Source organism: Klebsiella sp. JB_Kp004 (assembly GCF_040065795.1).
GTDB classification, from domain to species: Bacteria; Pseudomonadota; Gammaproteobacteria; order Enterobacterales; family Enterobacteriaceae; genus Klebsiella; species Klebsiella quasipneumoniae.
Genome location: NZ_JBEAKW010000007.1, coordinates 1 through 26,623 on the forward strand (window position 1 = coordinate 1; position 26,623 = coordinate 26,623).

Sequence of the window (26,623 nt, forward strand, 5' to 3'; positions counted from 1 at the left end):
TCTGGGCACATCTGATGGCATGAGGCCCGAAGGTCCCCCACTTTGGTCTTGCGACGTTATGCGGTATTAGCTACCGTTTCCAGTAGTTATCCCCCTCCATCAGGCAGTTTCCCAGACATTACTCACCCGTCCGCCGCTCGTCACCCGAGAGCAAGCTCTCTGTGCTACCGCTCGACTTGCATGTGTTAGGCCTGCCGCCAGCGTTCAATCTGAGCCATGATCAAACTCTTCAATTTAAGTTTGATGCTCAAAGAATTAAACTTCGTAATGAATTACGTGTTCACTCTTGAGACTTGGTATTCATTTTTCGTCCGAGGACGTTAAGAATCCATGTCACTTTGAGTGCCCACACAGATTGTCTGATAAATTGTTAAAGAGCAGTGCCGCTTCGTTTTTCGCTGCGGCGCGGGGTGTGCATATTACGCTTTCCCGCTGCAGAGTCAAGCATTTATTTTCGCTTTTCTCTGCGAGGTTCTCACCGGAACCCCGCTGACCCGGCGGCTTGCTTGCCGTTGTTCCGTGTCAGTGGAGGCGCATTATAGGGAGTAATTCTGAGGTGACAAGGGGAAATGCAAAAAAACTTTTCAACCGTCTCTTTTTTCAACAATGCGGCGAGGAATGTCGCAAAAAACCGCCGTTTTGCTGTTTTAACCGACGAAACGGGGCGCCTGGTGGCATACTGTTAGTGTAGAAAAAAGAAAGGAACGGCATTTATGTCTTTAAGCGCACAGCAACTGGCGGCACAAAAGAACATCTCCTGGGTACTGGCCGAGAAGCTCGCCCAAAAGATACTGACTGGCGAATATCAGCCGGAAAGCATTCTTCCCGGCGAAATGGAGTTAGGGGAGCAGTTCGGCGTGAGTCGTACCGCCGTCCGCGAAGCGGTGAAGACGCTGACTGCAAAAGGCATGCTGCTGCCCCGCCCTCGCATTGGCACCCGGGTAATGCCGCGCAGCAGCTGGAACTTCCTGGATAAGGAACTACTCTCCTGGTGGCTCACGGAAGATAACTTCGAAGAGGTGGTGAGCCACTTTCTCGTCATGCGCAGCAGCCTGGAGCCACAGGCCTGTTTCCTCGCCGCCGCCCACGGCACCGCGGAACAGAAAGCGCAGCTCAATACCCTTATGGAAGAGATGATTGCCCTGAAACGTCATTTTCAGCGCGATCGCTGGATAGACGTCGATATGGCCTGGCATGAACATATCTATGAAATGAGCGGCAATCCTTTCCTCAGCTCATTCGCCTCTTTATTTCATTCCGTCTACCACACCTACTTCACGTCGATTACGCAAAATGAAGTCGTGAAGCTCGATCTCCACCAGGCGATCGTCGATGCCATTCTCAATAGCGATGCGCCAGGTGCCTTGCTCGCCTGCCAGGCGCTGCTGAACGCCCCACACCACGTAAATCAATAACAAGGATTTGGCATGAGCGGAAAAAAAGGGCGCAGCATGGCTGGCCTGCCGTGGATCGCGGCGATGGCCTTCTTTATGCAGGCGCTGGATGCCACCATTCTTAACACCGCCCTCCCGGCTATCGCCCACAGTCTTAATCGTTCTCCCTTAGCGATGCAGTCGGCCATCATCAGCTATACGCTGACGGTGGCGATGTTGATCCCGGTCAGCGGCTGGCTGGCCGATCGCTTCGGCACGCGCCGGGTCTTTATCATCGCCGTTAGCCTGTTTACTCTCGGCTCCCTCGCCTGCGCGCTCTCGAGTTCATTAACGGAGCTGGTCATTTTTCGCGTTATTCAGGGGGTCGGCGGGGCGATGATGATGCCGGTGGCGAGGCTAGCCCTCCTGCGCGCCTATCCGCGCAGCGAACTGCTGCCGGTACTAAACTTTGTCACCATGCCGGGACTGGTAGGACCGATTCTGGGCCCGGTTCTCGGCGGGGTATTTGTGACCTGGGCCAGCTGGCATTGGATTTTCCTGATAAACATTCCCATCGGCGTGATCGGCATTCTGTATGCCCGTAAATATATGCCAAATTTCACAACGCCGCGCCGACGCTTCGATATAACCGGTTTTCTGTTATTTGGCTTAAGCCTGGTGTTATTTTCCAGCGGTATTGAACTGTTTGGCGAAAAAATCGTGGCGACATGGCTGGCGCTGGCGGTGATCGCCGTCAGTCTGATACTGCTCCTGGCCTATGTCCGTCACGCGCGCCGCCATCCTGCGCCGCTGATCTCGCTCTCTTTATTTAAGACCCATACGTTCTCGGTCGGCATTGCCGGCAACCTTGCCACGCGGTTGGGTACCGGCTGCGTACCTTTTCTGATGCCGCTCATGCTGCAGGTTGGCTTTGGCTATCCGGCCATTATCGCCGGCTGTATGATCGCCCCCACCGCTATCGGCTCGATTATTGCGAAATCTACCGTTACCCAGGTGCTGCGCTGGTTTGGCTATCGTAAGACCCTGGTGGGGATCACCGTGTTTATTGGCCTTATGATTGCCCAGTTCTCGCTGCAGTCGCCAGAAATGCCGCTGTGGATGCTGCTTCTGCCGCTGTTCGTGCTGGGGATGGCGATGTCCACGCAGTTTACCGCCATGAATACCATTACCCTGGCCGATTTGACGGATGACAATGCCAGCAGCGGCAATAGCCTGCTGGCAGTCACCCAGCAGCTTTCCATCAGTCTCGGAGTGGCCATCAGCGCTGCGGTGCTGCGCTTCTATGAAGGTTTTGACAGCGCCAGCACCGTAGAGCAGTTTCACTACACCTTTATTACCATGGGCGTGATAACCATCGTGTCGGCGCTGATGTTTATGCTGTTGAGAGCGAAGGATGGCCGCAACCTGATTAGCGAGCGGCACAAACGCTAAGCGGAGCCGCGGACCACCAGCTCCGGGGTTAACTGTACGCGCTGCTGTTTTTGCTGCGGGTCGGCCATGCGATGGATCAGCACGTCGATGGCCAGTTCCCCCAGCTCATCTTTCGGCTGGTGAATGGTGGTTAACGGCGGCGTCATATAGCGAGCCAGTTCAATATCATCGTAACCCACCAGCGCCATATCCTGCGGGATCTGCAACCCGGCCTGGTATAACGCCTGATAAGCGCCAACCGCCATGGCGTCGTTACCGACAAACACCGCCTGCGGCCGCTGCGGCAACGCCAGCAGCTGCTGCATCGCGCTAAATCCGCCGCCAAACTCAAAATCACTGGTCACCACGTATCCCTCGGCTACGGGCAGACCGCAGCGCGCCATCGCGGCATGGTAACCTTCAAGGCGCAGACGCGCCGGGGTTTTATCCAGCGGGCCGGCAATGCAGGCAATGTGTGAATACCCTTGATCGATCAGGTACTGGGTCGCCATATCGCCACCGAGCAGCGAGTTATCCTGAATCAGATCGCTATCGCCATCAAACGGCGCCCAATCCATCATGACCGTCGGAACCGACGGATAGCGCTGCATAATTTCCGGGGAGGGTTGGTGGGTCTCAGTGCACAGCAGCAGTAATCCATCGACGCGTTTTTGCATTAACGTCTCCAGATTACGATTCATTCGCTGCTCATCACCTTCCGTATTACAGAGTACGAGACTATAACCCCGCTCAAAGCAGCTGCGTTCCACGCCCCGCACCAGCTCGGAATAAAACGGATTGGTACTGGCGGTGATCAGCATGCCGATGGTGCGGGTTTGATTAAGCTTGAGGCTACGCGCCAGCGCCGAGGGGGCGTAGTTGAGGCTTTTGATCGCGGCGTCGACTTTGGCGGTAATCGCCTCGCTGACAAAGCGGTCCTTATTGATGACGTGTGACACCGTCGATGTGGAAACGCCCGCGACGCGGGCCACATCTTTCATCGTAGCCAAGCATTACCCCTGTTGCGCTAAAAATTCATCAATCTCTGTGCGCCACGGCACGGAAGGCTGCGCGCCTTTGCGAGTCACGGCAATCGCCGCCGCGGCATGCGCAAAGCGGATCGCCTCCGGCAGGGCGGTCCCTTCCAGCAGCGCGGTCACCAGCGCGCCGTTGAAAGTGTCGCCGGCCGCGATAGTATCAATAGCCTGCACGCGAAACCCTGGGATCCGGCGGCTTTCGCCTTCGGCACTGAGCCAGACGCCGCGGCTGCCGAGGGTGATCATTACCGTACCAATGCCTTTGGCATGCAACACGTCGGCGGCTTTTGCCGCATCCTCGTCACTCTCAACGCGAATCCCCGTCAGCTTTTCCGCTTCGGTTTCGTTGGGGGTAATGATATCCACCAGCGCCAGCAGTTCATCGGACAGTTCACGCGCTGGCGCGGGATTAAGCACCACGGTGGTCTGATGGTGATGGGCGATTTTCGCCGCCGCCAGCACGCTCTCCAGCGGCGACTCGAGCTGCATCAACAACGCCTGCGCGCTGGCGATCCGCTCTTTTTCCGCCTCTACCTGAGCGACGGATAAGGCCGCATTGGCGCCGGCATGAATACCGATAACATTCTCACCTTCGGCGTTAACGAAGATTAACGCCACGCCGGTTGCTTCCCCGGCGACCGCGCGCACAGGCGCCACATCGATTTTATCGCTCGCCAGCTGGCGGCGGATGCGTTCACCGATGTCGTCATCGCCGGTGCAGGCAATAAACGCGATATCCGCCCCGCTGCGCCCGGCGGCCACCGCCTGGTTGGCCCCTTTACCACCGAACGCCAGCTGGTAGTGGTTGCCGGTGACGGTTTCACCCGGCGTCGGGAAAGCGTCAAGGTTGAGAATGTGATCGGCATTGATGCTGCCAAGGACGACAAGTTTGCCTGCAGTTTTCATCGTTTCTGTTCCCGGGAAAGCGCGCCACCGGGATCCGGTGGCGCATGCCCTGCTTTTCTTTTTTTATATTGTCCCTCGGACCGTTGCCAGTCCGAATCGCATATTACTGCTTAACGACCAGCTTCAGCTCAACCGGGTAGTTAGCTTCCACTTTTTCGCCCTTCAGTACCTTATCAGCAGTCTCAACGCCTTTCGCGCCGATCTGCTCCGGCAACTGTGCGACGGTCGCCGCCAGTTTGCCACTGTTTACTGCTTTTTCGCCATCCGGAGTGCCGTCAAATCCAACCACCATCACATCGGACTTGCCTGCGGTCTGCAGCGCGCGCAGAGTGCCGAGCGCCATTTCATCATTCTGCGCGAACACCGCCTGGACGTCAGGATGGGCGGTCAGCAGGTTCTGCATCACGTTCAGCCCTTTGGTACGGTCGAAATCGGCCGGCTGGCTGGCCAGAACGTTGAACTTGTGCGCCGCCACGGCCTGTTTGAAGCCTTCGCCGCGCTCGCGCGCCGCGGAAGTCCCGGCAATGCCCTGCAGCTCAATGACTTTCGCACTTTCACCCAGCTTTTTCGCAATGTAATCGCCCGCCATTTTTCCGCCCTGCACGTTGTCAGAGGCGATGTGGCTCACGACATCGCCTTTTGTCGCCTGACGGTCGAGGGTGATGACCGGGATTTTCGCCTGGTTCGCCATCTTCACGGCATTGCCGACGGCATCAGAGTCGGTTGGGTTGATCAGCAACAGCTTCGCGCCGCGCACCGTTAAATCCTGAACGTTAGCCAGCTCTTTCGCCGGGTTGTTCTGGGAATCGAGCACCACCAGGTTGTAGCCCAGTTTGTCAGCTTCTTTTTGCGCGCCGTCTTTCAGCGACACGAAGAAGGGATTGTTGAGGGTAGAGATAACCAGAGCGATGGTGTCTTTGGCCATCGCGTTCGCGCTAACGGTCGCACTTAGCGCAACAGCAGAGACCAGGGTCGCCAGTTTTTTCATATTCATAGTTAAGATGTCCTGTAGAGTTCTCAGTTACTGCTTTTTGTTATCTACCAGTACCGCCAGCAAAATCACCACCGCTTTAACGATCATCTGGTAATAGGAAGAAACGCCTAAAAGGTTCAAACCATTATTCAGGAAGCCAAGGATCAGCGCGCCAATCAGCGTGCCGACAATGCGTCCTTTGCCGCCCGCCAGGCTGGTGCCGCCGAGCACAACTGCCGCAATGGCGTCCAGCTCATAGCCTGTCCCGGCTGTCGGCTGCGCGGAGGAGAGGCGCGCCACTTCGATAATCCCGGCCAGCGACGCCAGCATCCCGCACAACGCGTAGACGATAATTTTGACTTTATTGACGCTAATCCCGGACAGGCGCGTCGCCGCCTCATTACCGCCAAGGGCGTAGATATAACGACCCAGGCGAGTATGGTGCAGCATGTACCAGGCCGCCAGGAAGACAATCGCCATGATCCATACCGGCGTCGGGATCCCCAGCGGACGCCCGATACCAAACCAGCCGAACAGATCGGCATTATCGCTAAAGCCGGTATTGATCGGGCTGCCGTTGGTGTACACCATGGTCACGCCGCGCAGCAGCAGCATCATCACCAGGGTGGCGATGAAAGCCTGCACGCGGCCTTTCGCCACAATCACCCCGGTGACTGCGCCGATCGCCGCACCTAATGCGAGGGCAGCAGCGACCGCCACCAGCGCATTCACTTCAATGCCAACGATCGACGCCGCCACCGCGCCGGTGAGCGCCAGCAGGGAACCGACGGACAGGTCGATCCCCGAGGTCAGTATGACCAGCGTCATCCCTACCGCCATAATGGCGTTAACGGAGGTCTGCTGCAGAATATTGAACAGGTTATTGACGGTAAAAAAGTTGGGGCTCATGGTCGATACCACCGCGATCAGCACCAGCAGGGCAATCAGCGATTTTTGCTCCATCAGCCACGCTTTCGTGAAATAACGGCGACCAGAAACAGCCTGGGTTGTCATCTTTCTTACTCCTGATTCACACGGTTAAGCTTGCCCACAGCGGCAGCCATCAATACTTCCTGGGTGGCCTGCTCGCGTGTGAATTCACCGCCGAGATGCCCTTCATGCATCACTATGATGCGATCGCTCATGCCCAACACTTCCGGCATCTCGGAGGAGACCAGAATGATGCTCAGGCCATCGGCTTTGAACTGATTGATGAGCTGGTAGATCTCTTTCTTCGCCCCAACGTCGACGCCACGGGTCGGCTCATCGAGGATCAGGACCTTCGGCCGGGTCATCAGCCCGCGGGCGATGGCGACCTTTTGTTGGTTGCCGCCGGAGAGCAGGCCGATCGCCTGCTCCATGGACGGCGTTTTCACGTTAAACAGCCGGATGAAATCACTGACCGCCTGCTGTTCATCTTTATGCTTGAGACTCCCTCCCGTCCGGCTGAAGTAGCGCAGGGCGGTCAGGGACATGTTTTCTTTTACCGACATCCCGAGCACTAAGCCGTCACGCTTACGGTCTTCGGAGATATAGACAATGCCGTTCGCCAGACCATCCTGCGGCGAACGGGTCACCACTTCGTGACCGTCGAGCGTCACGGAGCCGCTGCTGCGCGGCAGCGCGCCATACAACACTTTCATCAGCTCGGTCCGCCCGGCGCCCATCAGCCCGGCGACGCCGAGGATTTCCCCCTGGCGCAGGGTAAAGGTCACGTTTTCCACGCCCGGGCCGCAGAGATTATCGACTTTCAGGCGCACCGCGCCCGGCGCCTTAGCCAGATGCGGATACTGATCTTCCAGCTTCCGGCCAACCATCATTTCAATCAGACGGTCTTCATCCAGCGAGGAGACCTCGCGTTCGGCGATAAACTGCCCGTCGCGGAACACGGTCACGTCGTCGCAAATCTCGAAGATCTCTTTCATGCGGTGGGAGATGTAGACGATGCCGCGCCCCTGCGATTTCAGTTCGCGGATCACACGGAACAGCGATTCGGTTTCGGTATCGGTCAGCGCGTCGGTCGGTTCATCCATAATAATGACCTTCGACTCGAAGCTCAGCACTTTGGCGATCTCCACCATTTGCTGGTCGCCAATCGACAGATCGCCCACCAGCTTCTGGCTGGTAAAACGGAGATTCAGCTTCGCCAGCAGCTTGTCGGCTTCGGCATACATCCGCTTCCAGTCGATTTTGCCAAAGCGGTTAACGAATTCGCGGCCGAGGAAGATGTTCTCGGCGATCGTCAACTGCGGGATCAGGTTCAGCTCCTGATGGATAATGCCGATCCCGGCTTCCTGGGAAGATTTTGGGCCGCTAAAGGTGGTCTCTTTGCCCAACCACAATAAAGCGCCAGCATCACGGGTATAGATCCCGGTCAGCACTTTCATCATGGTGGATTTACCGGCGCCGTTCTCACCCACCAGCGCCATCACCCGGCCAGGATAGACATTCAGCGAGGCGCCGGAGAGCGCCTTGACGCCAGGGAACGCTTTATCGATCCCTTTCAGTTGCAATAAGGCTTCCATGACGGCGATCTCAGAAGGTGACGCCGGCACAGAGAATGATATTCGCAAACGGGGAACACTCCCCGCTGCGAATTACCGCCTGACTGTCTGCGGTTTGTTTTTTGAACTGCTCATGACTGGTGTAACGAATTTCAATGGTGTTTCCCTGGTGCTGCTGCAGCTGCTCAAGATGGTTGAGCAACGTCGCGTGGAGCTGCGGATTATGCGTCTTAATTTCCTCCGCGATGACAGCCGCTTCAACCTGCATTTCCGTCGTCACCACTTCCAGAACCTGCATAAATGAAGGTACGCCCTGGGTCAACGCCATATCGATGCGCGCGCTGCTGCGGGGAACCGGTAATCCGGCATCGCAGACCACCAGCGTATCGGTGTGGCCCAGGCAGGAGATAACCGCGGAAATATCAGCGTTAAGTACGGTGCCTTTTTTCATTTTTTCTCTTTTGCTCCACTAGCGAAACGTTTCGCTAAAATAATTATTATCAATGCGTGAGCAGAAAACCATCACCAGAAGAGAGAAATGTGATCGCTATCGAAACGTTTCGCGAGACAGCGACAGGAGATGACAGCCGGAGTGAGAAACAAAAAGCCCTTCGCAACGGAAGGGCTTTTTTGACATCAGATTTCGACCTGAGTACCGAGCTCGATAACCCGGTTTGGCGGGATTTCAAACTGATCCGGCGCGCGCAGGGCGTTACGCTGCAGCAGCAGATAAAGCTTGCCGCGCAGGCGCAGATACCACGGTCGTTTGCCGATAATCAGCGACTCATGGGACATAAAGAACGAGGTCTCCATCATCCGGCAGCTGAGTCCTTCCAGGCCACAGCGATGGAACACCTCTTCGACATTTGGCGTTTCCCGCCAGCCGTAGCTGGCCACCACCCGCCAGAACGAGGGCGACAGCTGCTCAATCTGCACCCGGCGAACGTTATGCACGTAAGGCGCGTCTTCGGTGCGCAGGGTCAGGAGGATCACTCGCTCATGCAGCACCTTGTTGTGCTTCAGGTTATGCAGCAGGGCAAACGGGATCACGTTCAGGGCGCGGGACATATACACCGCAGTACCCGGCACGCGCACCGGCGGCGATTTCTCCAGCGAAGAGATCATCGCTTCCAGCGAGTTGCCGTGCTCGTGCATTCGACGCAGCAGGCGGAAACGCTCGCTCTTCCAGGTGGTCATCACCGTAAACATCACCAGACCCAGGGACAACGGCAGCCAGCCGCCGGAGACAATCTTATCGAGGTTCGCTGAGAACAGCGGAACATCAATGCACAGGAAGGCCACCAGCATCAGCCCAACGAACAGTTTATTCCAGTGCCAGTTTTTGCGCGCCACCGTTGCCGACAGGATAGAGGTCAGCACCATGGTCCCCGTGACCGCGATACCGTACGCCGCCGCCAGGTTAGACGAGTGCTCGAAGCTGACGATGACGATCACTACCGAGACATACAGCAGCCAGTTAATGAACGGGATATAGATCTGGCCGGACTCCATTTCCGAGGTGTGGATGATGCGCATCGGCGACAGATAGCCCAGACGCACCGCCTGACGGGTTAAGGAGAAGACCCCGGAGATCACCGCCTGCGAGGCGATAACCGTCGCCAGTGTGGCGATAATCAGCATCGGGATCAGCGCCCACTCCGGCGCCAGCAGGAAGAACGGGTTTTTAATCGCTTCCGGATGCTTAAGCAGCAATGCCCCCTGGCCAAAATAGTTAAGCACCAGCGAAGGCAGCACGACGGAGAACCAGGCGACACGGATCGGCAGTTTGCCAAAGTGCCCCATATCGGCGTACAGCGCTTCCACCCCGGTAATCGACAGCACCACCGCGCCAAGCGCAATAAAGGAAACCGTTTTGTACTGCAGGAAGAAATGCACCGCCCAGTAGGGGTTTAGCGCCTGCAGAACTTCCGGGTTAGCGTAAATGCTTCGCGCGCCAAGCACCGCCAGCAGCAAGAACCAGATCAGCATAATCGGCGCAAACAGCTTGCCGACCATCCCGGTCCCGTGCTTCTGGATCATAAACAGCAGGGTAAGCACGATAATGGAGATCGGCACAATCCAGCTATCGAGCTGCGGAGCGATAATTTCTAACCCCTCTATCGCCGACATCACCGAAATCGCCGGGGTAATCACCACTTCGCCATAGAAGAAACTGCCGCCGATCAGGCCGAGGATCACCAGCACAGAGGTCATCCGCGCCGAGGTATTGCGTCCGGCCAGCGACATCAGCGTTAAGATCCCGCCTTCCCCGGCGTTATCCGCCCGCATCACGAAGGTGATGTATTTAATCGATACGGTAAAGATTAACAGCCAGAAAATCAGCGACAAAAAGCCAAAAACGGCATCGCGCTCAACGCCAAAGCCAAACTGACCTGACAGGCATTCACGCAGGGTATACAGTGGACTGGTACCGATATCACCGTACACCACGCCGATGGCCGCCAGCGTTAACGCCGGCAACGATTGTTTATTATCAGTGCTCATAGACTAGTCTTTTCGTTTATAAAACAAATGTGTGCCTAGTCCCTTGGCCCACAAAAAGCGCACAGTATGCACGATTATTTGTGAAATCGTACCCCTAACAGACACCATATTAACCTGGCTCAAAAAAAATAAATCGATTCTTCAGGCTATTACCGCCCCTGCTCTAACATCTATACTCGTCCCAATAACGATACATGACAAAGCACGCAACTCAATTATGGCTCAAACACATTTACTGGCTGAAAGAATTTCCCGACTCAGCGCGGCACTCGAAAAAGGACTCTTTGAACGCAGCCACGCGATACGCCTGTGCCTGCTGGCGGCGCTCAGCGGCGAAAGCGTATTTTTGCTCGGTCCGCCGGGGATCGCCAAAAGCCTGATTGCCCGCCGCCTCAAGTTCGCCTTCCAGCAGGCGCGCGCTTTTGAATACCTGATGACCCGCTTTTCCACCCCGGAAGAGGTTTTTGGCCCGCTGTCCATTCAGGCGCTGAAAGATGAAGGCCGCTACGAGCGTTTAACCGCTGGCTACCTGCCGGAAGCAGAAATCGTGTTCCTCGATGAAATATGGAAAGCGGGTCCGGCTATCCTCAACACCCTGCTGACGGCGATTAACGAACGTCACTTCCGCAACGGCGCTCACGAAGAGAAAATCCCGATGCGCCTGCTGGTGGCCGCCTCGAACGAACTGCCCGAAGCCGACAGCAGCCTGGAAGCGCTGTATGACCGCATGCTGATCCGTCTGTGGCTCGATAAAGTACAGGATAAAGGTAATTTCCGTTCGATGCTGGTCAGCCAGCAGGATGAAAACAGCAATCCGGTGCCCAGCGCGCTGCAGGTTAGCGATGAAGAGTTTACGCAATGGCAGCAGCAGATCGGCAATATCAAACTGCCGGACGCGGTGTTTGAGCTGATATTCCAGCTGCGCCAGCAGCTGGATGCCCTGCCAAACGCGCCATACGTTTCGGATCGCCGCTGGAAAAAGGCTATTCGCCTGCTGCAGGCCAGCGCCTTCTTCAGCGGCCGCGACAGCATCGCGCCGATAGATCTTATCCTGCTGAAAGATTGTCTGTGGCACAACGTCGAGAGCATGAACCTGATGTCGCAGCAGTTGGAAACGCTGATGACCTGCCACGCCTGGCAGCAGCAGGCGATGCTGACGCGGCTCGGGGCGATTGTGCAGCGACGCATTCAGATCCAACAGCAGCAAAGTGACAAAACGGCGCTAAAGGTCACCCGCCTTGGCGGCATGTTTAGCCGCAAGCCGCACTATGAGCTGCCGGCGGAGATCCAGGGGACCACCCTGACCCTGCTGCTGCAGCAGCCGCTCAAACTCCACGATATGGAAGTGATCCACATTACTTTTGAGCGCGAGGCGTTAGCCAGCTGGCTGGAAAAGGGCGGCGAGATCCGCGGCAAGCTCAACGGGATCGGCTTTGCCCAAATGCTCAATATGGATGTCGACACCAGCCAGCATCTGGTTGTTCGCGACGTCAGCCTGCAGGGCTCACGCCTCTCGCTGCCCGGCAGCGCGTCGCAGGAAAACATGCCGGCGGAAATTCGCCAGCAGCTGGAGGCGCTGGACGATGAGTGGCACCAGCAACATAACCGCTTCAGCGAGCAGCAGAAGTGCCTGTTTATCCCGGTCGAGTGGCTGGGAAGAATCGAAGCCAGCCTGCAGGACGTCGGCGCGCAGATTAAACAGGCGAAGCAGCCATGACGCTCGATATGCTGAATGTCATGCTGGCAGTCAGCGAAGAGGGAATGATCGAGGAGATGCTGCTGGCGCTGCTGGCCTCTCCGCAGCTGGCGGTTTTCTTTGAGAAATTTCCCCGCCTGAAAAACATCATCGCGGCGGATATTCCGCGCTGGCGGGAAGCCGTTCGCGCCCGCTTAAAAGAGGTTAACGTCCCGCCGGATCTGGACGCCGAGGTGCAAACCTATCAGCAGGCTCAGCTGCTCTCTACCTCGCAGTTTATCGTCCAGCTGCCGCAGATCCTCAGCAAGCTACACCAGCTCCAGTCCCCTTTTGCCGCCCAGGCGCAGAAGCTGGTGGACGACAATGCGACCTTTACCCCGGCGCTGCATACGCTGTTTTTACAGCGCTGGCGCCTGAGCCTGGTGGTGCAAGCCACCAGCCTTAACCAGCAGCTGCTGGATGAGGAGCGCGATCAGTTGCTCAGTGAGGTCCAGGAACGAATGACGCTCAGCGGTCAGCTCGATCCGGTGCTGGCGGAGAATGACACCGCCGCCGGACGCCTGTGGGATATGAGCGCCGGCGAACTCAAACGTGGCGACTATCAGCTGATCGTGCGCTATGGCGATTTTCTTAACCAGCAGCCGGAGCTGCTGCAGCTGGCGGAACAGCTGGGGCGCTCACGGGAAGCGAAATCCGTGCCGAAGAAAGACGCGCCGATGGAGACCTTCCGTAGCCTGGTGCGCGAGCCTGCGACGGTGCCGGAACAGGTCGACGGCCTCCAGCAGAGCGATGACATTCTGCGCCTGCTGCCGCCGGAGCTGGCGACGCTCGGCATCACGGAGCTGGAGTTTGAATTTTATCGCAAGCTGGTGGAGAAACAGCTCCTGACTTACCGGCTGCACGGCGACGCCTGGCGCGAAAAAATCACCGAACGCCCGGTGACGCGGCAGGATTTTGATGAACAGCCGCGCGGGCCCTTTATTGTCTGCGTCGATACGTCAGGATCGATGGGCGGTTTTAACGAGCAGTGCGCCAAAGCCTTTTGTCTGGCCCTGATGCGCGTCGCGCTGGCGGATAACCGCCGCTGCTTTATTATGCTGTTCTCCAGCGAAGTGGTGCACTACGAACTAACCTGCGAGGGCGGCCTGGAGCAGGCGATCCGCTTTCTGAGCCAGCGCTTTCGCGGCGGCACCGATCTGGCCAGCTGTTTTCGCGCCATTATTGAACGTCTGCAAAACCCGCAGTGGGTGGATGCGGATGCCGTGGTGATCTCCGACTTTATTGCCCAGCGGTTGCCGGATGAGGTGATTGCTCAGGTGGGGGAGTTACAGCGAAAGCATCAGCACCGTTTTCACGCGGTGGCGATGTCGGTACACGGCAAACCCGGCATCATGCGCATCTTCGATCATATCTGGCGCTTTGATACCGGGTTGCGTAGCCGCCTGCTGCGACGCTGGCGGCGCTAATCGTTACAGCAGCGCGGAAACGCTTTCGCGAACCTGTGCCGGCCATACGCCGCACTGCACCTGGCCGATATGGTCGAGCTGCAGCAACAGCATCGTCAGCCGAGACTGGCCAATGCCGCCGCCGATAGTCTGCGGCATCTCGCCGCGCAGCAGCGCCTGGTGCCACTCCAGTTTCAGGCGATCTTCATCGCCGGTCAGCGCCAGCTGGCGTTTCAGCGCCGCGGCGTCAACGCGGATCCCCATTGAGGAGATCTCGAACGCATCTTCCAGCACGGGGTTCCACACCAGGATATCGCCGTTCAGTCCGGCAAAGCCTTCAGAAACCTCAGTGCTCCAGTCATCATAGTCCGGCGCACGAACATCATGGCGCTTGCCATCAGAGAGTTTGCCGCCGATGCCGATTAAGAAGACGGCGCCCAGCTCTTTAGCAATCGCTCGCTCGCGGCCCTTGGCATCAAGATCCGGATAGCGACTCAGCAGCGCCTGGCTGTGAATAAAGTGGATCTGTTCCGGCAGGAACGGCATCAGGCCAAATTCCTGGCTGACCGCCAGCTCGGTGGCTTTGATCCCGGCGTAAATCGCTTCGACGGTCGCCTTCAGCGTGCCGACGTGGCGCTCTTCATCCCCCATCACCCGCTCCCAGTCCCACTGGTCGACATAGACGGAATGGATCGGCGTCAGACGGTCTTCATCGGGGCGAAGGGCCTTCATGTGCGTGTACAGCCCTTCGCCCGCGCTGAAGTCGTGTTGTCCCAGGGTTTGACGCTTCCACTTCGCCAGCGAATGCACCACTTCGAACTGGGCGTCGGGCAGTGTTTTCACTTTCACCTGAACCGCTTTCTCACAGCCGGACAAGTTATCCTGCGTCCCATCGCCCACGCGGCTTAAGATTGGCGCCTGGACTTCAATCAGGCCAAGCTTCTCTTCCAGCTGACGGGAAAAGTGGGATTTAACGAAACTGATCTGGCGTTGTTTTGCGATATATGCGGTTTTCATTTTTATGACTCCTGCGTCCTGTTGCCATTGATTAAGCAACAAAAAAGGCCACAAATACAATAATCAATCAATAAAAAGGCTCATCAACTTTTAATTCATCAAAATATGGCGCTAAAATAGTAAGAACCCTCAAACTTCATAAGAAAAAGATATGGAAAATTATCAGATCGACAATCTGGACCGCGGCATTCTCGATGCGCTAATGGCCAACGCCCGTACCGCCTATGCCGAACTGGCCAAACAGTTCAGCGTCAGCCCCGGCACTATTCATGTACGCGTCGAAAAGATGAAACAGGCGGGCATCATTACCGGCGCGCGAATTGACGTCAGCCCCAAACAGCTGGGCTATGACGTCGGCTGCTTCATCGGCATTATTCTCAAGAGCGCCAAAGACTATCCCTCCGCCCTCGCCCGCCTGGAAAGCCTGGAGGAGGTCACCGAGGCTTATTACACCACCGGCCACTACAGCATCTTTATTAAGGTGATGTGTAAATCCATCGATGCCCTGCAGCAGGTACTTATCAACAAGATCCAAACAATTGATGAAATTCAGTCCACCGAGACCCTGATCGTGCTGCAGAACCCGATCATGCGCACCATTAAGCCCTGATCGTTTTTTTTAATCCCACATTTTTCCACAGGTAGATCCCAGCTCGCTCACAGCGTACAATACGCCACTCTGAACAGTTGAGCGGGCGATCGGCGATCTATGGCAGACATTACACTTATCAGCGGCAGCACCCTGGGCAGTGCGGAATACGTAGCGGAACATCTGGCGGAAAAGCTGGAAGAAGCAGGCTACAGCACTGAAATCCAGCACGGCCCGCTGGTGGACGATCTGCAGGCGCAGGGGATCTGGTTAGTTATCTCTTCCACCCATGGCGCCGGCGACATTCCCGACAACCTGGTTCCCTTCTATGACGCGCTGCTGGCGCAGCAGGCCGATCTTTCCGCCGTGCGCTTTGGCGCCATCGGGATCGGCAGCCGCGAATACGACACTTTTTGCGGCGCGATCGATAAATTAGAAGCGGCGCTGAAGGCCTGCGGGGCAAAACAGATCGGCGAGACCCTGAAGATCAACGTGCTGGAACATGAAATTCCCGAGGATCCGGCGGAAATTTGGCTGGGATCCTGGAAAAATTTGCTCTGAGATTTGTAAAGATCGTCCGTTCTTCTGTGGATAACTATGCTTAAAAGCTTGGATCAACCGGTAGTTATCCAAAGAATAACCGCAGTACGCTTTTTGAGCTGTGCATAACCCTTCATTCTGATCCCAGCTTATACGGACCAGGATCACCGATCATTCACAGATAGTGATCCTTCTTAAGCTTTTGATCTTACTTCGCGGATCCGACTTATCCACAAAGAGAGTCGATCCTAATAAGAGATCACAATAGAACAGATCTCTATATAAAGATCTTCTTTTTAATACTCAGGATCCCGGAGTCTTTCTCAAAAGACCAAAGCCGAGTAGAATCCACGGCCCGGGCTTCAATCCATTTTCAAACCGCGTTATGCGAGGCAGACCACCATGTTTTATCAGGATCCTTTTGACGTCATTATCATTGGCGGGGGTCACGCAGGCACTGAGGCCGCAATGGCCGCAGCGCGTATGGGTCAACAGACCCTGCTTTTGACACACAATATCGACACGCTGGGGCAGATGAGCTGCAACCCGGCGATTGGCGGCATTGGGAAAGGACACCTGGTAAAAGAAGTGGACGCGCTCGGCGGCCTGATGGCCAAAGCGATCGATCAGGCAGGCATCCAGTTTAGGATACTAAACGCCAGCAAAGGCCCCGCGGTGCGCGCCACTCGCGCCCAGGCTGACCGCGTGCTGTACCGTCAGGCGGTACGCACTGCGCTGGAGAACCAGCCGAATTTGATGATCTTCCAACAGGCAGTGGAAGATCTGATTGTCGAAAACGATCGCGTCGTAGGCGCAGTCACCCAGATGGGCCTCAAATTCCGTGCCAAAGCGGTGGTGCTGACCGTCGGAACCTTCCTTGACGGCAAAATCCATATTGGTCTGGATAACTACAGCGGCGGACGCGCCGGCGATCCGCCGTCGATCCCGCTGTCTCGTCGTCTGCGTGAACTGCCGCTGCGCGTAAGCCGACTGAAAACCGGGACCCCGCCGCGCATTGACGCGCGCACCATCGATTTCAGCGTGTTGGCTCAACAGCATGGCGATAACCCGATGCCGGTCTTCTCGTTTATGGGATCTGCCGATCAGCATCCGCGTCAGGTGCCGTGCTACATCACCCACACTAACGAGAAAACCCATGACGTGATCCGCAATAACCTCGATCGCAGCCCCATGTACGCCGGGGTGATCGAAGGGATCGGTCCACGCTACTGCCCGTCGATCGAAGACAAAGTCATGCGCTTTGCCGATCGCAACCAGCATCAGATCTTCCTCGAACCGGAAGGCCTGACCTCAAACGAAATTTATCCGAACGGCATCTCCACCAGCCTGCCGTTCGATGTGCAAATGCAAATCGTCCGCTCCATGCAGGGGATGGAAAATGCGCGGATCGTCCGTCCTGGCTACGCTATTGAGTACGACTTCTTCGACCCGCGCGATCTGAAACCGACGCTCGAGAGCAAATTCATTCAGGGTCTGTTCTTCGCCGGTCAGATCAACGGCACCACCGGTTATGAAGAAGCGGCGGCTCAGGGTCTGCTGGCCGGTCTTAACGCTGCTCGCTTCTCGGCGGAAAAAGAGGGCTGGGCGCCGCGTCGCGATCAGGCCTACCTCGGCGTGCTGGTGGATGACCTGTGTACTCTGGGTACCAAAGAACCGTACCGCATGTTTACCTCTCGTGCTGAATATCGTCTGATGCTGCGCGAAGACAACGCCGACCTGCGTCTGACTGAGCAGGGGCGTGAGCTGGGTCTGGTGGATGATGAACGCTGGGCGCGTTACAACGAGAAGCTGGAAAGCATTGAGCGCGAACGCCAGCGCCTGAAATCGACCTGGGTGAACCCGCAGGCTGAGAGCGCTACCGAAGTGAACGCTCACCTGACCGCGCCGCTGTCGCGCGAAGCCAGCGGTGAAGATCTGCTGCGTCGCCCGGAAATGACCTACGAGCAGCTGGTTCAGCTCTCGCCGTTCGCGCCGGGGCTGGAAGATCTGCAGGCGGCTGAGCAGGTTGAGATCCAGGTGAAGTATGAAGGCTATATCGCGCGCCAGCAGGATGAGATCGAGAAACAGCAGCGCAACGAGAATACCTTGTTACCGGCGACGCTCGACTACCGTCAGGTCACCGGACTGTCTAATGAAGTGATCGCTAAACTAAACGACCATAAACCGTCGTCGATAGGGCAGGCGTCACGTATTTCCGGGATCACCCCGGCGGCGATCTCTATTTTGCTGGTTTGGTTGAAAAAGCAGGGGATGCTGCGTCGCAGCGCCTGATTGCGGCAGCCTGCCGCGCTGATTTCCCACTTGCATAATCAGCGTTCGCCTTTATCATTCCTGGCCCGGTAAGCGTTAGCGCCTCCGGGCTCATTATTTTTTGAAGGTACTTACCGTGCTCAACAAACTTTCTCGTCTGCTGGATGAAGCGGGTATTTCGCTCACCGATCACCAGAAAAATCAGCTGGTGGCTTACGTCGGGCTGCTCGATAAGTGGAACAAAGCCTATAACCTGACCTCCGTTCGCGATCCAAATGAGATGCTGGTGCGTCATATCCTCGACAGCATCATCGTCGCGCCTTATCTGCAGGGCTCGCGCTTTATCGATGTCGGTACGGGACCGGGGCTGCCGGGGATCCCGTTGGCTATCGTGCGCCCGGAGTCGCATTTCACCCTGCTGGACAGCCTTGGCAAACGCGTGCGCTTCCTGCGTCAGGTGCAGCATGAACTGAAGCTGGATAACATCACCCCGGTGCAGAGCCGCGTGGAAGCTTTCCCGGCCGAGCCGCCGTTTGATGGCGTGATAAGCCGCGCCTTCGCGTCGCTTAATGATATGGTGAGCTGGTGCTATCATTTGCCGGCCGCGAACGGTCACTTCTATGCGCTCAAAGGGTTAGCGCAAAAAGACGAAATGGAAAACCTGCCGGAAGGGTATGCCATAGCCGAGGTCATTGAGCTGCATGTTCCTCAGCTGGAAGGGGAGCGGCACCTGGTGGTGATTACGCCAAAAGCGAGTTAATTTTTATCAAAAAATGTGGAAAAAATGTGGCCCATGAATGTTACAAAAATAAAGGTCACCTCCTGATATTATCGGGCTGCATTTAACCATGTTTTTACTATGGTTTTTCTTGCGGTTAACTTAACGTAAGTGATTCACTGACAAAATAGTCAACTTCGAAAATATCAGGGTGCTAAAAATCGACAATGATGATCAGCATCGCGATGTTAAATTTTTATTATAAATGTCAATAAAAGGTTTTTATTGTATGTGGGGTTGTTTTAGATAATGTCCTCACTTTTTATCTTGAATATCAAAAACATGAAAAATAGTGTTTTATGTCCTTGATTCATTAAAGGGCGCTTGAAATGTTTATTATGTGATCTAATGCACGCTTTAATTGCCGTGTTTCCACGTTATTTGCAGTTTTGTATGACCGCTCACAGAACGCTGAAATGCGCGGAAAGTTGTCCGTTGGAAAATAATTAAACATTTATTCACTATTTTGCTACTTATTGTTTGAAATCACGGGGCGTCACCGTATAATTTGTCCGCTTTTTGATGCTTGACTCTTCGTCTTAAAGGACGTTTTATACGACACGCGACATACCTCAAAGGGAGCAGGAGTAAAAACGTGATGTCAGTGTCGCTCTTGAGTCGAAACGTTGCTCGCAAGCTTCTGTTTATTCAGTTACTGGCAGTAATGGCAAGTGGACTGCTGTTTAGCCTCAAAGACCCCTTCTGGGGCATTTCCGCGGTATGCGGCGGTTTGGCAGTGGTTTTGCCAAACCTGATGTTTATGATTTTTGCCTGGCGTCATCAGGCGCATACACCAGCAAAAGGCCGTGTGGCCTGGACCTTCGCCTTCGGTGAAGCCTTCAAGGTGTTGCTGACCTTCGCCCTCCTGGCGGTGGCGCTGGCCGTTTTAAAAGTGGTATTTTTGCCACTGATCGTGACGTGGGTTTTGGTGCTGGTGGTACAAGTTCTGGCGCCAGCTGTAATCAACAACAAAGGGTAAAAGGCATCATGGCTTCAGAAAATATGACGCCGCAGGAATACATAGGTCACCATCTGAACAACCTTCAGATTGATCTGCGTACTTTCTCGCTGGTGGATCCGCACAACCCCCCGGCCACCTTCTGGACGCTCAACATTGACTCCATGTTCTTCTCGGTGGTTCTCGGTCTGCTGTTCCTGGCCATGTTCCGTAGCGTTGCTAAGAAAGCGACCAGCGGCGTACCAGGGAAATTCCAGACCTTCATCGAAATGATCATCGGCTTCGTCCATGGCAGCGTCAAAGACATGTACCATGGCAAGAGCAAGGTTATCGCGCCGCTGGCGCTGACCGTGTTCGTCTGGGTCTTCCTGATGAACCTGATGGACCTGCTGCCAATCGACCTGCTTCCTTATATCGGCGAACACATTTTCGGCCTGCCTGCACTGCGCGTGGTTCCGTCTGCTGACGTGAACATCACCCTGTCGATGGCGCTTGGCGTGTTCATCCTGATTATTTTCTACAGCATCAAAATGAAAGGCGTGGGTGGGTTCGTTAAAGAACTGACCATGCAGCCGTTCAATCACTGGGCGTTCATTCCTGTCAACTTAATCCTTGAAGGGGTAAGCCTGCTGTCCAAACCGGTCTCTCTCGGTCTGCGACTGTTCGGCAACATGTATGCCGGTGAGCTGATTTTCATTCTGATTGCTGGTCTGCTGCCGTGGTGGTCACAGTGGGTTCTGAATGTGCCTTGGGCCATTTTCCACATCCTGATTATTACGCTGCAAGCCTTCATCTTCATGGTTCTGACGATTGTCTATCTGTCGATGGCGTCTGAAGAGCATTGATTTTTACCAACACTACTACGTTTTAACTGAAACAAACTGGAGACTGTCATGGAAAACCTGAATATGGATCTGCTGTACATGGCTGCCGCTGTGATGATGGGTCTGGCGGCAATCGGTGCTGCGATCGGTATCGGCATCCTCGGAGGTAAATTCCTGGAAGGCGCAGCGCGTCAGCCGGATCTGATCCCTCTGCTGCGTACTCAGTTCTTTATCGTTATGGGTCTGGTGGATGCTATCCCGATGATCGCTGTAGGTCTGGGTCTGTACGTGATGTTCGCCGTCGCGTAGTAAGTTGTTAGAAACCTAAGCCACAGAGTTAATTAAAGAGGTATTGTGCTGTGAACATGAACGCAACAATCCTCGGCCAGGCCATCGCGTTTGTTATCTTCGTATGGTTCTGCATGAAGTACGTATGGCCGCCTTTAATGGCTGCCATCGAAAAACGCCAGAAAGAGATTTCTGACGGTTTAGCTTCTGCAGAACGCGCTAAGAAAGATTTGGACCTTGCACAGGCCAACGCGACCGACCAGCTGAAAAAAGCGAAAGCGGAAGCCCAGGTAATCATTGAGCAGGCGAACAAGCGCCGCTCTCAGATTCTGGACGAAGCTAAAGCTGAAGCAGAACAGGAACGCACCAAAATCGTTGCACAAGCGCAGGCTGAAATTGATGCTGAGCGTAAACGTGCACGCGAGGAGCTGCGTAAGCAGGTCGCTATCCTGGCTGTTGCTGGCGCCGAGAAGATCATCGAACGTTCCGTGGATGAAGCTGCTAACAGCGACATCGTGGATAAACTTGTCGCTGAACTGTAAGGAGGGAGGGGCTGATGTCTGAATTTGTAACGGTAGCTCGCCCCTACGCCAAAGCAGCTTTTGACTTTGCCGTCGAACACAACAGTGTTGAACGCTGGCAGGATATGCTGGCGTTTGCCGCCGAAGTGACCAAAAACGACCAAATGGCAGAGCTTCTCTCCGGTGCTTTGGCGCCGGAAACGCTCTCAGAAGCGTTTATCGCTATCTGCGGCGAGCAACTTGACGAAAACGGCCAGAACCTGATTAAGGTGATGGCGGAAAATAATCGTCTGAAGGTGCTCCCGGACGTTCTTGAGCAATTCATTCACCTGCGCGCGGCCAGTGAGGCCATCGCAGAGGTAGAAGTCATATCTGCCAACCAACTGAGTGATGAACAGCTTGCCAGGATCGTCAGCGCGATGGAAAAACGTCTGTCACGCAAAGTTAAGCTGAATTGCAAAATCGATAAGTCTGTTATGGCAGGTATTATCATCCGTGCGGGTGATATGGTCATTGATGGCAGCGTACGCGGCCGTCTTGATCGCCTTGCAGACGTCTTGCAGTCTTAAGGGGACTGGAGCATGCAACTGAATTCCACCGAAATCAGCGAACTGATCAAGCAGCGCATTGCTCAGTTCAATGTTGTGAGCGAAGCTCATAACGAAGGTACTATTGTTTCTGTAAGTGACGGTGTTATCCGCATCCACGGCCTTGCCGAATGTATGCAGGGTGAGATGATCTCCCTGCCGGGTAACCGTTACGCTATCGCACTGAACCTGGAGCGCGACTCCGTTGGTGCGGTGGTGATGGGTCCGTACGCTGACCTCGCCGAAGGCATGAAGGTGAAATGTACTGGCCGTATCCTGGAAGTTCCGGTTGGCCGTGGCCTGCTGGGCCGCGTGGTTAACACCCTGGGCGCGCCAATTGATGGTAAAGGTCCGCTGGAAAACGACGGTTTCTCCGCCGTTGAAGCGATCGCGCCGGGCGTAATCGAACGTCAGTCCGTCGATCAGCCGGTACAGACCGGTTATAAATCCGTTGACGCCATGATCCCAATCGGTCGTGGTCAGCGTGAACTGATCATCGGCGACCGTCAGACCGGTAAAACTGCGCTGGCTATCGATGCCATCATCAACCAGCGTGATTCCGGCATCAAGTGCGTCTATGTTGCTATCGGCCAGAAAGCGTCCACCATCTCTAACGTGGTGCGTAAACTGGAAGAGCACGGCGCGCTGGCTAACACCATCGTGGTGGTAGCGACTGCATCCGAATCTGCTGCACTGCAATACCTGGCGCCATACGCGGGTTGCGCAATGGGCGAATACTTCCGCGACCGCGGTGAAGATGCGCTGATCGTTTACGATGACCTGTCTAAACAGGCTGTTGCTTATCGTCAGATCTCCCTGCTGCTCCGTCGTCCGCCAGGACGTGAAGCGTTCCCGGGCGACGTATTCTACCTCCACTCTCGTCTGCTGGAGCGTGCTGCGCGTGTTAACGCCGAATACGTTGAAGCCTTCACCAAAGGTGAAGTGAAAGGGAAAACCGGTTCTCTGACCGCGCTGCCGATTATCGAAACCCAGGCGGGTGACGTTTCCGCGTTCGTTCCGACCAACGTAATCTCCATTACCGATGGTCAGATCTTCCTGGAAACCAACCTGTTCAACGCCGGTATTCGTCCTGCGGTTAACCCGGGTATCTCGGTATCCCGTGTGGGTGGTGCAGCGCAGACCAAGATCATGAAGAAACTGTCCGGTGGTATCCGTACCGCGCTGGCGCAGTATCGTGAACTGGCGGCGTTCTCCCAGTTTGCATCCGACCTTGACGATGCAACCCGCAAACAGCTGGACCACGGTCAGAAAGTGACCGAACTGCTGAAACAGAAACAGTATGCGCCGATGTCCGTCGCGCAGCAGTCTCTGGTTCTGTTCGCAGCAGAACGTGGTTATCTGGCTGATGTAGAACTGGCGAAAATCGGTAGCTTCGAAGCCGCTCTGCTGGCTTACGTCGACCGTGATCACGCTCCGCTGATGCAAGAGATTAACCAGTCCGGTGGCTATAACGACGAAATCGAAGGCAAGCTGAAAGGCATCCTCGATTCCTTCAAAGCAACCCAGTCCTGGTAACGTCTGGCGGTCTGTCTTAGGGCAGGCCGCAAGGCATTGAGGAGAAGCTCATGGCCGGCGCAAAAGAGATACGTAGTAAGATCGCAAGCGTCCAGAACACGCAAAAGATCACTAAAGCGATGGAGATGGTCGCCGCTTCCAAAATGCGTAAATCGCAGGAGCGCATGGCGGCCAGCCGTCCTTACGCAGATACTATGCGCAAAGTGATTGGTCACCTTGCGAACGGTAATCTGGAATATAAGCACCCTTACCTGGAAGAACGCGACGTTAAGCGCGTGGGCTACCTGGTGGTGTCGACCGACCGTGGTTTGTGCGGCGGCTTGAACATTAACCTGTTCAAGAAACTGCTGGCGGAAATGAAAGCATGGTCCGATAAAGGCGTTCAGTGCGACCTCGCAATGATCGGCTCTAAGGGCGTCTCTTTCTTTAACTCCGTTGGCGGCAACGTCGTTGCACAGGTGACCGGTATGGGGGATAACCCATCCCTGTCCGAACTGATCGGCCCGGTAAAAGTGATGTTGCAGGCCTATGATGAAGGCCGTCTGGACAAGCTGTACGTTGTCAGCAACAAATTTATTAACACCATGTCTCAGGTTCCGACGATCACTCAGCTGCTGCCGTTACCGGCATCAGAAGACGCTGATCTGAAACGTAAATCCTGGGATTACCTGTATGAGCCCGATCCGAAAGCGCTGCTGGATACCCTCCTGCGCCGCTACGTCGAGTCTCAGGTTTATCAGGGCGTGGTTGAAAACCTGGCCAGCGAGCAGGCCGCCCGTATGGTGGCGATGAAAGCCGCGACCGATAATGGCGGCAGCCTGATTAAAGAGCTGCAGTTGGTATACAACAAAGCTCGTCAGGCCAGCATTACTCAGGAACTCACCGAGATCGTCTCGGGGGCCGCCGCGGTTTAACCAGGTTATTTCGTAGAGGATTTAAGATGGCTACTGGAAAGATTGTCCAGGTAATCGGCGCCGTGGTCGACGTCGAGTTCCCTCAGGATGCCGTACCACGCGTGTACGAAGCCCTTGAGGTACAGAATGGTAATGAAGTTCTGGTGCTGGAAGTTCAGCAGCAGCTGGGCGGCGGTATCGTGCGTACCATCGCCATGGGTTCTTCCGATGGTCTGCGCCGCGGTCTGGATGTAAAAGACCTCGAGCACCCGATCGAAGTCCCGGTTGGTAAAGCTACGCTGGGTCGTATCATGAACGTACTGGGTCAACCGGTCGACATGAAAGGCGACATCGGCGAAGAAGAGCGTTGGGCTATCCACCGCGCAGCACCGTCTTATGAAGAGCTGTCCAGCTCTCAGGAACTGCTGGAAACCGGCATCAAAGTTATCGACCTGATGTGTCCGTTCGCGAAGGGCGGTAAAGTCGGTCTGTTCGGTGGCGCGGGTGTAGGTAAAACCGTAAACATGATGGAGCTGATCCGTAACATCGCGATCGAGCACTCCGGTTACTCCGTGTTTGCGGGCGTAGGTGAACGTACTCGTGAGGGTAACGACTTCTACCACGAAATGACCGACTCCAACGTTATCGACAAAGTATCCCTGGTGTATGGCCAGATGAACGAGCCGCCGGGAAACCGTCTGCGCGTTGCGCTGACCGGCCTGACCATGGCTGAGAAGTTCCGTGACGAAGGTCGTGACGTTCTGCTGTTCGTCGATAACATCTATCGTTACACCCTGGCCGGTACTGAAGTATCCGCACTGCTGGGTCGTATGCCTTCAGCGGTAGGTTACCAGCCGACACTGGCGGAAGAGATGGGCGTTCTGCAGGAACGTATCACCTCCACCAAAACCGGCTCTATCACTTCCGTACAGGCGGTATACGTACCGGCGGATGACTTAACTGACCCATCCCCAGCCACTACCTTTGCTCACTTAGATGCAACCGTAGTACTGAGCCGTCAGATCGCATCCCTGGGTATCTACCCGGCCGTTGACCCGCTGGACTCCACCAGCCGTCAGCTGGATCCGCTGGTTGTTGGTCAGGAGCACTACGACACCGCTCGTGGCGTTCAGTCCATTCTGCAGCGTTATCAGGAACTGAAAGACATTATCGCCATCCTGGGTATGGATGAACTGTCTGAAGAAGATAAACTGGTGGTAGCTCGCGCACGTAAGATCCAGCGCTTCCTGTCCCAGCCGTTCTTCGTGGCAGAAGTATTTACCGGTTCTCCGGGCAAATACGTCTCCCTGAAAGACACCATCCGTGGCTTTAAAGGCATCATGGAAGGCGAATACGATCACCTGCCGGAGCAGGCGTTCTACATGGTCGGTTCTATCGACGAAGCCGTGGAAAAAGCCAAAAAACTTTAACGCCTTAATCGGAGGGTGATATGGCAATGACTTACCACCTGGACGTCGTCAGCGCAGAGAAACAAATGTTCTCTGGTCTGGTCGAGAAAATCCAGGTAACGGGTAGCGAAGGTGAACTGGGTATTTACCCGGGGCACGCGCCGCTGCTCACCGCCATTAAGCCTGGTATGATTCGCATCGTTAAGCAGCACGGTCACGAAGAATTTATCTACCTGTCAGGCGGCATTCTTGAAGTGCAGCCGGGTAGCACGACCGTCCTGGCGGATACCGCAATTCGTGGCCAGGATCTCGACGAAGCGCGAGCCCTGGAAGCGAAACGTAAGGCTGAAGAGCACATTAAGAGCTCTCATGGTGACGTGGATTACGCTCAGGCGTCCGCGGAACTGGCCAAAGCGATCGCTAAACTGCGCGTTATCGAGTTGACCAAAAAAGCGATGTAACACCGGCTTGAACGTAAAAAGCCAGTCTGGTTTCCAGGCTGGCTTTTTTTATGGCCAGCTGCTGACGAGCGGATGAAGTGA

25 protein-coding genes and 1 rRNA gene are annotated in these 26,623 nt (G+C 55.5%); 17 read left to right on the forward strand and 9 right to left on the reverse strand.

Annotated elements, in window-relative coordinates; all coding sequences use genetic code 11:
- Positions 1 to 236 (reverse strand): 16S ribosomal RNA (locus ABLX76_RS09065); the annotation flags it as partial.
- Positions 237 to 713: 477 nt separating this feature from the next.
- Here ABLX76_RS09065 and ABLX76_RS09070 point away from each other — a divergent pair.
- Together ABLX76_RS09070 and mdtD are read left to right on the forward strand one after the other, a co-directional pair.
- Positions 714 to 1,415 (forward strand): FadR/GntR family transcriptional regulator, encoded by a 702-nt coding sequence (locus ABLX76_RS09070; protein ID WP_023291487.1) that lies wholly within the window; start codon positions 714 to 716, stop codon positions 1,413 to 1,415.
- Positions 1,416 to 1,427: 12 nt separating this feature from the next.
- Entirely contained in the window at positions 1,428 to 2,825 is a 1,398-nt protein-coding gene (gene mdtD / locus ABLX76_RS09075; RefSeq protein WP_023291486.1) for a multidrug transporter subunit MdtD, read from the forward strand.
- On the opposite strand, the gene rbsR is transcribed toward mdtD, so the two are convergent.
- The 7 genes from rbsR to kup form a co-directional block, all read right to left on the reverse strand.
- Positions 2,822 to 3,814, reverse strand: a complete 993-nt coding sequence (gene rbsR / locus ABLX76_RS09080; protein ID WP_086076398.1) for a ribose operon transcriptional repressor RbsR — start codon at positions 3,812 to 3,814, stop codon at positions 2,822 to 2,824. The two genes, mdtD and rbsR, sit on opposite strands and share 4 nt — an antisense overlap.
- A gap of 3 nt (positions 3,815 to 3,817) precedes the next feature.
- Positions 3,818 to 4,747 (reverse strand): ribokinase, encoded by a 930-nt coding sequence (rbsK, locus tag ABLX76_RS09085; RefSeq protein WP_023291484.1) that lies wholly within the window; start codon positions 4,745 to 4,747, stop codon positions 3,818 to 3,820.
- A 103-nt stretch (positions 4,748 to 4,850) separates the two neighbouring features.
- Positions 4,851 to 5,741 carry a ribose ABC transporter substrate-binding protein RbsB gene (gene rbsB, locus ABLX76_RS09090; RefSeq protein ID WP_348874442.1) on the reverse strand — a complete coding sequence of 297 codons (891 nt, stop codon included), beginning with the start codon at positions 5,739 to 5,741 and terminating at the stop codon, positions 4,851 to 4,853.
- Between the two features lie 27 nt (positions 5,742 to 5,768).
- The gene (gene rbsC / locus ABLX76_RS09095; RefSeq protein ID WP_004202322.1) at positions 5,769 to 6,734 is read right to left on the reverse strand and encodes a ribose ABC transporter permease; all 966 of its coding nucleotides are present in this window, start codon (positions 6,732 to 6,734) and stop codon (positions 5,769 to 5,771) included.
- Positions 6,735 to 6,739: 5 nt separating this feature from the next.
- Entirely contained in the window at positions 6,740 to 8,245 is a 1,506-nt protein-coding gene (rbsA, locus tag ABLX76_RS09100; RefSeq protein WP_023291483.1) for a ribose ABC transporter ATP-binding protein RbsA, read from the reverse strand.
- A gap of 10 nt (positions 8,246 to 8,255) precedes the next feature.
- Complete coding sequence (rbsD, locus tag ABLX76_RS09105; protein WP_348874443.1) at positions 8,256 to 8,675, reverse strand: D-ribose pyranase; 420 nt, start codon at positions 8,673 to 8,675, stop codon at positions 8,256 to 8,258.
- Positions 8,676 to 8,860: 185 nt separating this feature from the next.
- Positions 8,861 to 10,729 (reverse strand): low affinity potassium transporter Kup, encoded by a 1,869-nt coding sequence (gene kup, locus ABLX76_RS09110; protein ID WP_004202319.1) that lies wholly within the window; start codon positions 10,727 to 10,729, stop codon positions 8,861 to 8,863.
- 217 nt (positions 10,730 to 10,946) lie between these two features.
- Between kup and ravA the strand changes: the two genes are divergently transcribed.
- Entirely contained in the window at positions 10,947 to 12,446 is a 1,500-nt protein-coding gene (gene ravA, locus ABLX76_RS09115) for an ATPase RavA (protein WP_348874444.1), read from the forward strand.
- A complete protein-coding gene (gene viaA / locus ABLX76_RS09120; protein WP_023291479.1) occupies positions 12,443 to 13,891 on the forward strand; it encodes an ATPase RavA stimulator ViaA in 1,449 nt (482 codons plus the stop codon). The genes ravA and viaA overlap by 4 nt, the downstream gene beginning before the upstream one ends.
- Positions 13,892 to 13,894: 3 nt before the next feature.
- Here the strand turns inward: viaA and asnA are convergent, their stop codons facing one another.
- On the reverse strand, positions 13,895 to 14,887 hold the full coding sequence (gene asnA / locus ABLX76_RS09125; RefSeq protein WP_348874445.1) for an aspartate--ammonia ligase: 993 nt from the start codon (positions 14,885 to 14,887) through the stop codon (positions 13,895 to 13,897).
- Positions 14,888 to 15,038: 151 nt separating this feature from the next.
- Between asnA and asnC the strand changes: the two genes are divergently transcribed.
- The 13 genes from asnC (at position 15,039) to ABLX76_RS09190 (ending at position 26,542) form a co-directional block, all read left to right on the forward strand.
- The gene (asnC, locus tag ABLX76_RS09130) at positions 15,039 to 15,497 is read left to right on the forward strand and encodes a transcriptional regulator AsnC (RefSeq protein WP_002882510.1); all 459 of its coding nucleotides are present in this window, start codon (positions 15,039 to 15,041) and stop codon (positions 15,495 to 15,497) included.
- A gap of 99 nt (positions 15,498 to 15,596) precedes the next feature.
- Complete coding sequence (gene mioC / locus ABLX76_RS09135) at positions 15,597 to 16,037, forward strand: FMN-binding protein MioC (protein ID WP_017899651.1); 441 nt, start codon at positions 15,597 to 15,599, stop codon at positions 16,035 to 16,037.
- Positions 16,038 to 16,418: 381 nt separating this feature from the next.
- Entirely contained in the window at positions 16,419 to 18,308 is a 1,890-nt protein-coding gene (mnmG, locus tag ABLX76_RS09140; RefSeq protein WP_086076396.1) for a tRNA uridine-5-carboxymethylaminomethyl(34) synthesis enzyme MnmG, read from the forward strand.
- Positions 18,309 to 18,423: 115 nt separating this feature from the next.
- Positions 18,424 to 19,047: a 16S rRNA (guanine(527)-N(7))-methyltransferase RsmG gene (gene rsmG / locus ABLX76_RS09145; RefSeq protein WP_348874446.1), complete on the forward strand. Its 624-nt coding sequence runs from the start codon at positions 18,424 to 18,426 to the stop codon at positions 19,045 to 19,047.
- 616 nt (positions 19,048 to 19,663) lie between these two features.
- A complete protein-coding gene (gene atpI / locus ABLX76_RS09150) occupies positions 19,664 to 20,044 on the forward strand; it encodes a F0F1 ATP synthase subunit I (protein WP_004202310.1) in 381 nt (126 codons plus the stop codon).
- An 8-nt stretch (positions 20,045 to 20,052) separates the two neighbouring features.
- Complete coding sequence (atpB, locus tag ABLX76_RS09155) at positions 20,053 to 20,868, forward strand: F0F1 ATP synthase subunit A (RefSeq protein WP_023291475.1); 816 nt, start codon at positions 20,053 to 20,055, stop codon at positions 20,866 to 20,868.
- 48 nt (positions 20,869 to 20,916) lie between these two features.
- Positions 20,917 to 21,156 (forward strand): F0F1 ATP synthase subunit C, encoded by a 240-nt coding sequence (gene atpE, locus ABLX76_RS09160; protein WP_000429386.1) that lies wholly within the window; start codon positions 20,917 to 20,919, stop codon positions 21,154 to 21,156.
- Positions 21,157 to 21,206: 50 nt separating this feature from the next.
- Positions 21,207 to 21,677, forward strand: a complete 471-nt coding sequence (atpF, locus tag ABLX76_RS09165; protein ID WP_004107293.1) for a F0F1 ATP synthase subunit B — start codon at positions 21,207 to 21,209, stop codon at positions 21,675 to 21,677.
- A 14-nt stretch (positions 21,678 to 21,691) separates the two neighbouring features.
- Positions 21,692 to 22,225 carry a F0F1 ATP synthase subunit delta gene (gene atpH / locus ABLX76_RS09170; RefSeq protein WP_004202307.1) on the forward strand — a complete coding sequence of 178 codons (534 nt, stop codon included), beginning with the start codon at positions 21,692 to 21,694 and terminating at the stop codon, positions 22,223 to 22,225.
- Positions 22,226 to 22,237: 12 nt separating this feature from the next.
- A complete protein-coding gene (gene atpA, locus ABLX76_RS09175) occupies positions 22,238 to 23,779 on the forward strand; it encodes a F0F1 ATP synthase subunit alpha (RefSeq protein ID WP_004144995.1) in 1,542 nt (513 codons plus the stop codon).
- Positions 23,780 to 23,829: 50 nt separating this feature from the next.
- Positions 23,830 to 24,693: a F0F1 ATP synthase subunit gamma gene (gene atpG / locus ABLX76_RS09180; RefSeq protein WP_004144996.1), complete on the forward strand. Its 864-nt coding sequence runs from the start codon at positions 23,830 to 23,832 to the stop codon at positions 24,691 to 24,693.
- A gap of 26 nt (positions 24,694 to 24,719) precedes the next feature.
- Positions 24,720 to 26,102, forward strand: coding sequence for a F0F1 ATP synthase subunit beta (gene atpD, locus ABLX76_RS09185; protein ID WP_023291474.1), 1,383 nt, complete (start codon positions 24,720 to 24,722; stop codon positions 26,100 to 26,102).
- Between the two features lie 20 nt (positions 26,103 to 26,122).
- Positions 26,123 to 26,542 carry a F0F1 ATP synthase subunit epsilon gene (locus ABLX76_RS09190; protein ID WP_004107274.1) on the forward strand — a complete coding sequence of 140 codons (420 nt, stop codon included), beginning with the start codon at positions 26,123 to 26,125 and terminating at the stop codon, positions 26,540 to 26,542.
- Positions 26,543 to 26,623 lie beyond the last annotated feature (81 nt).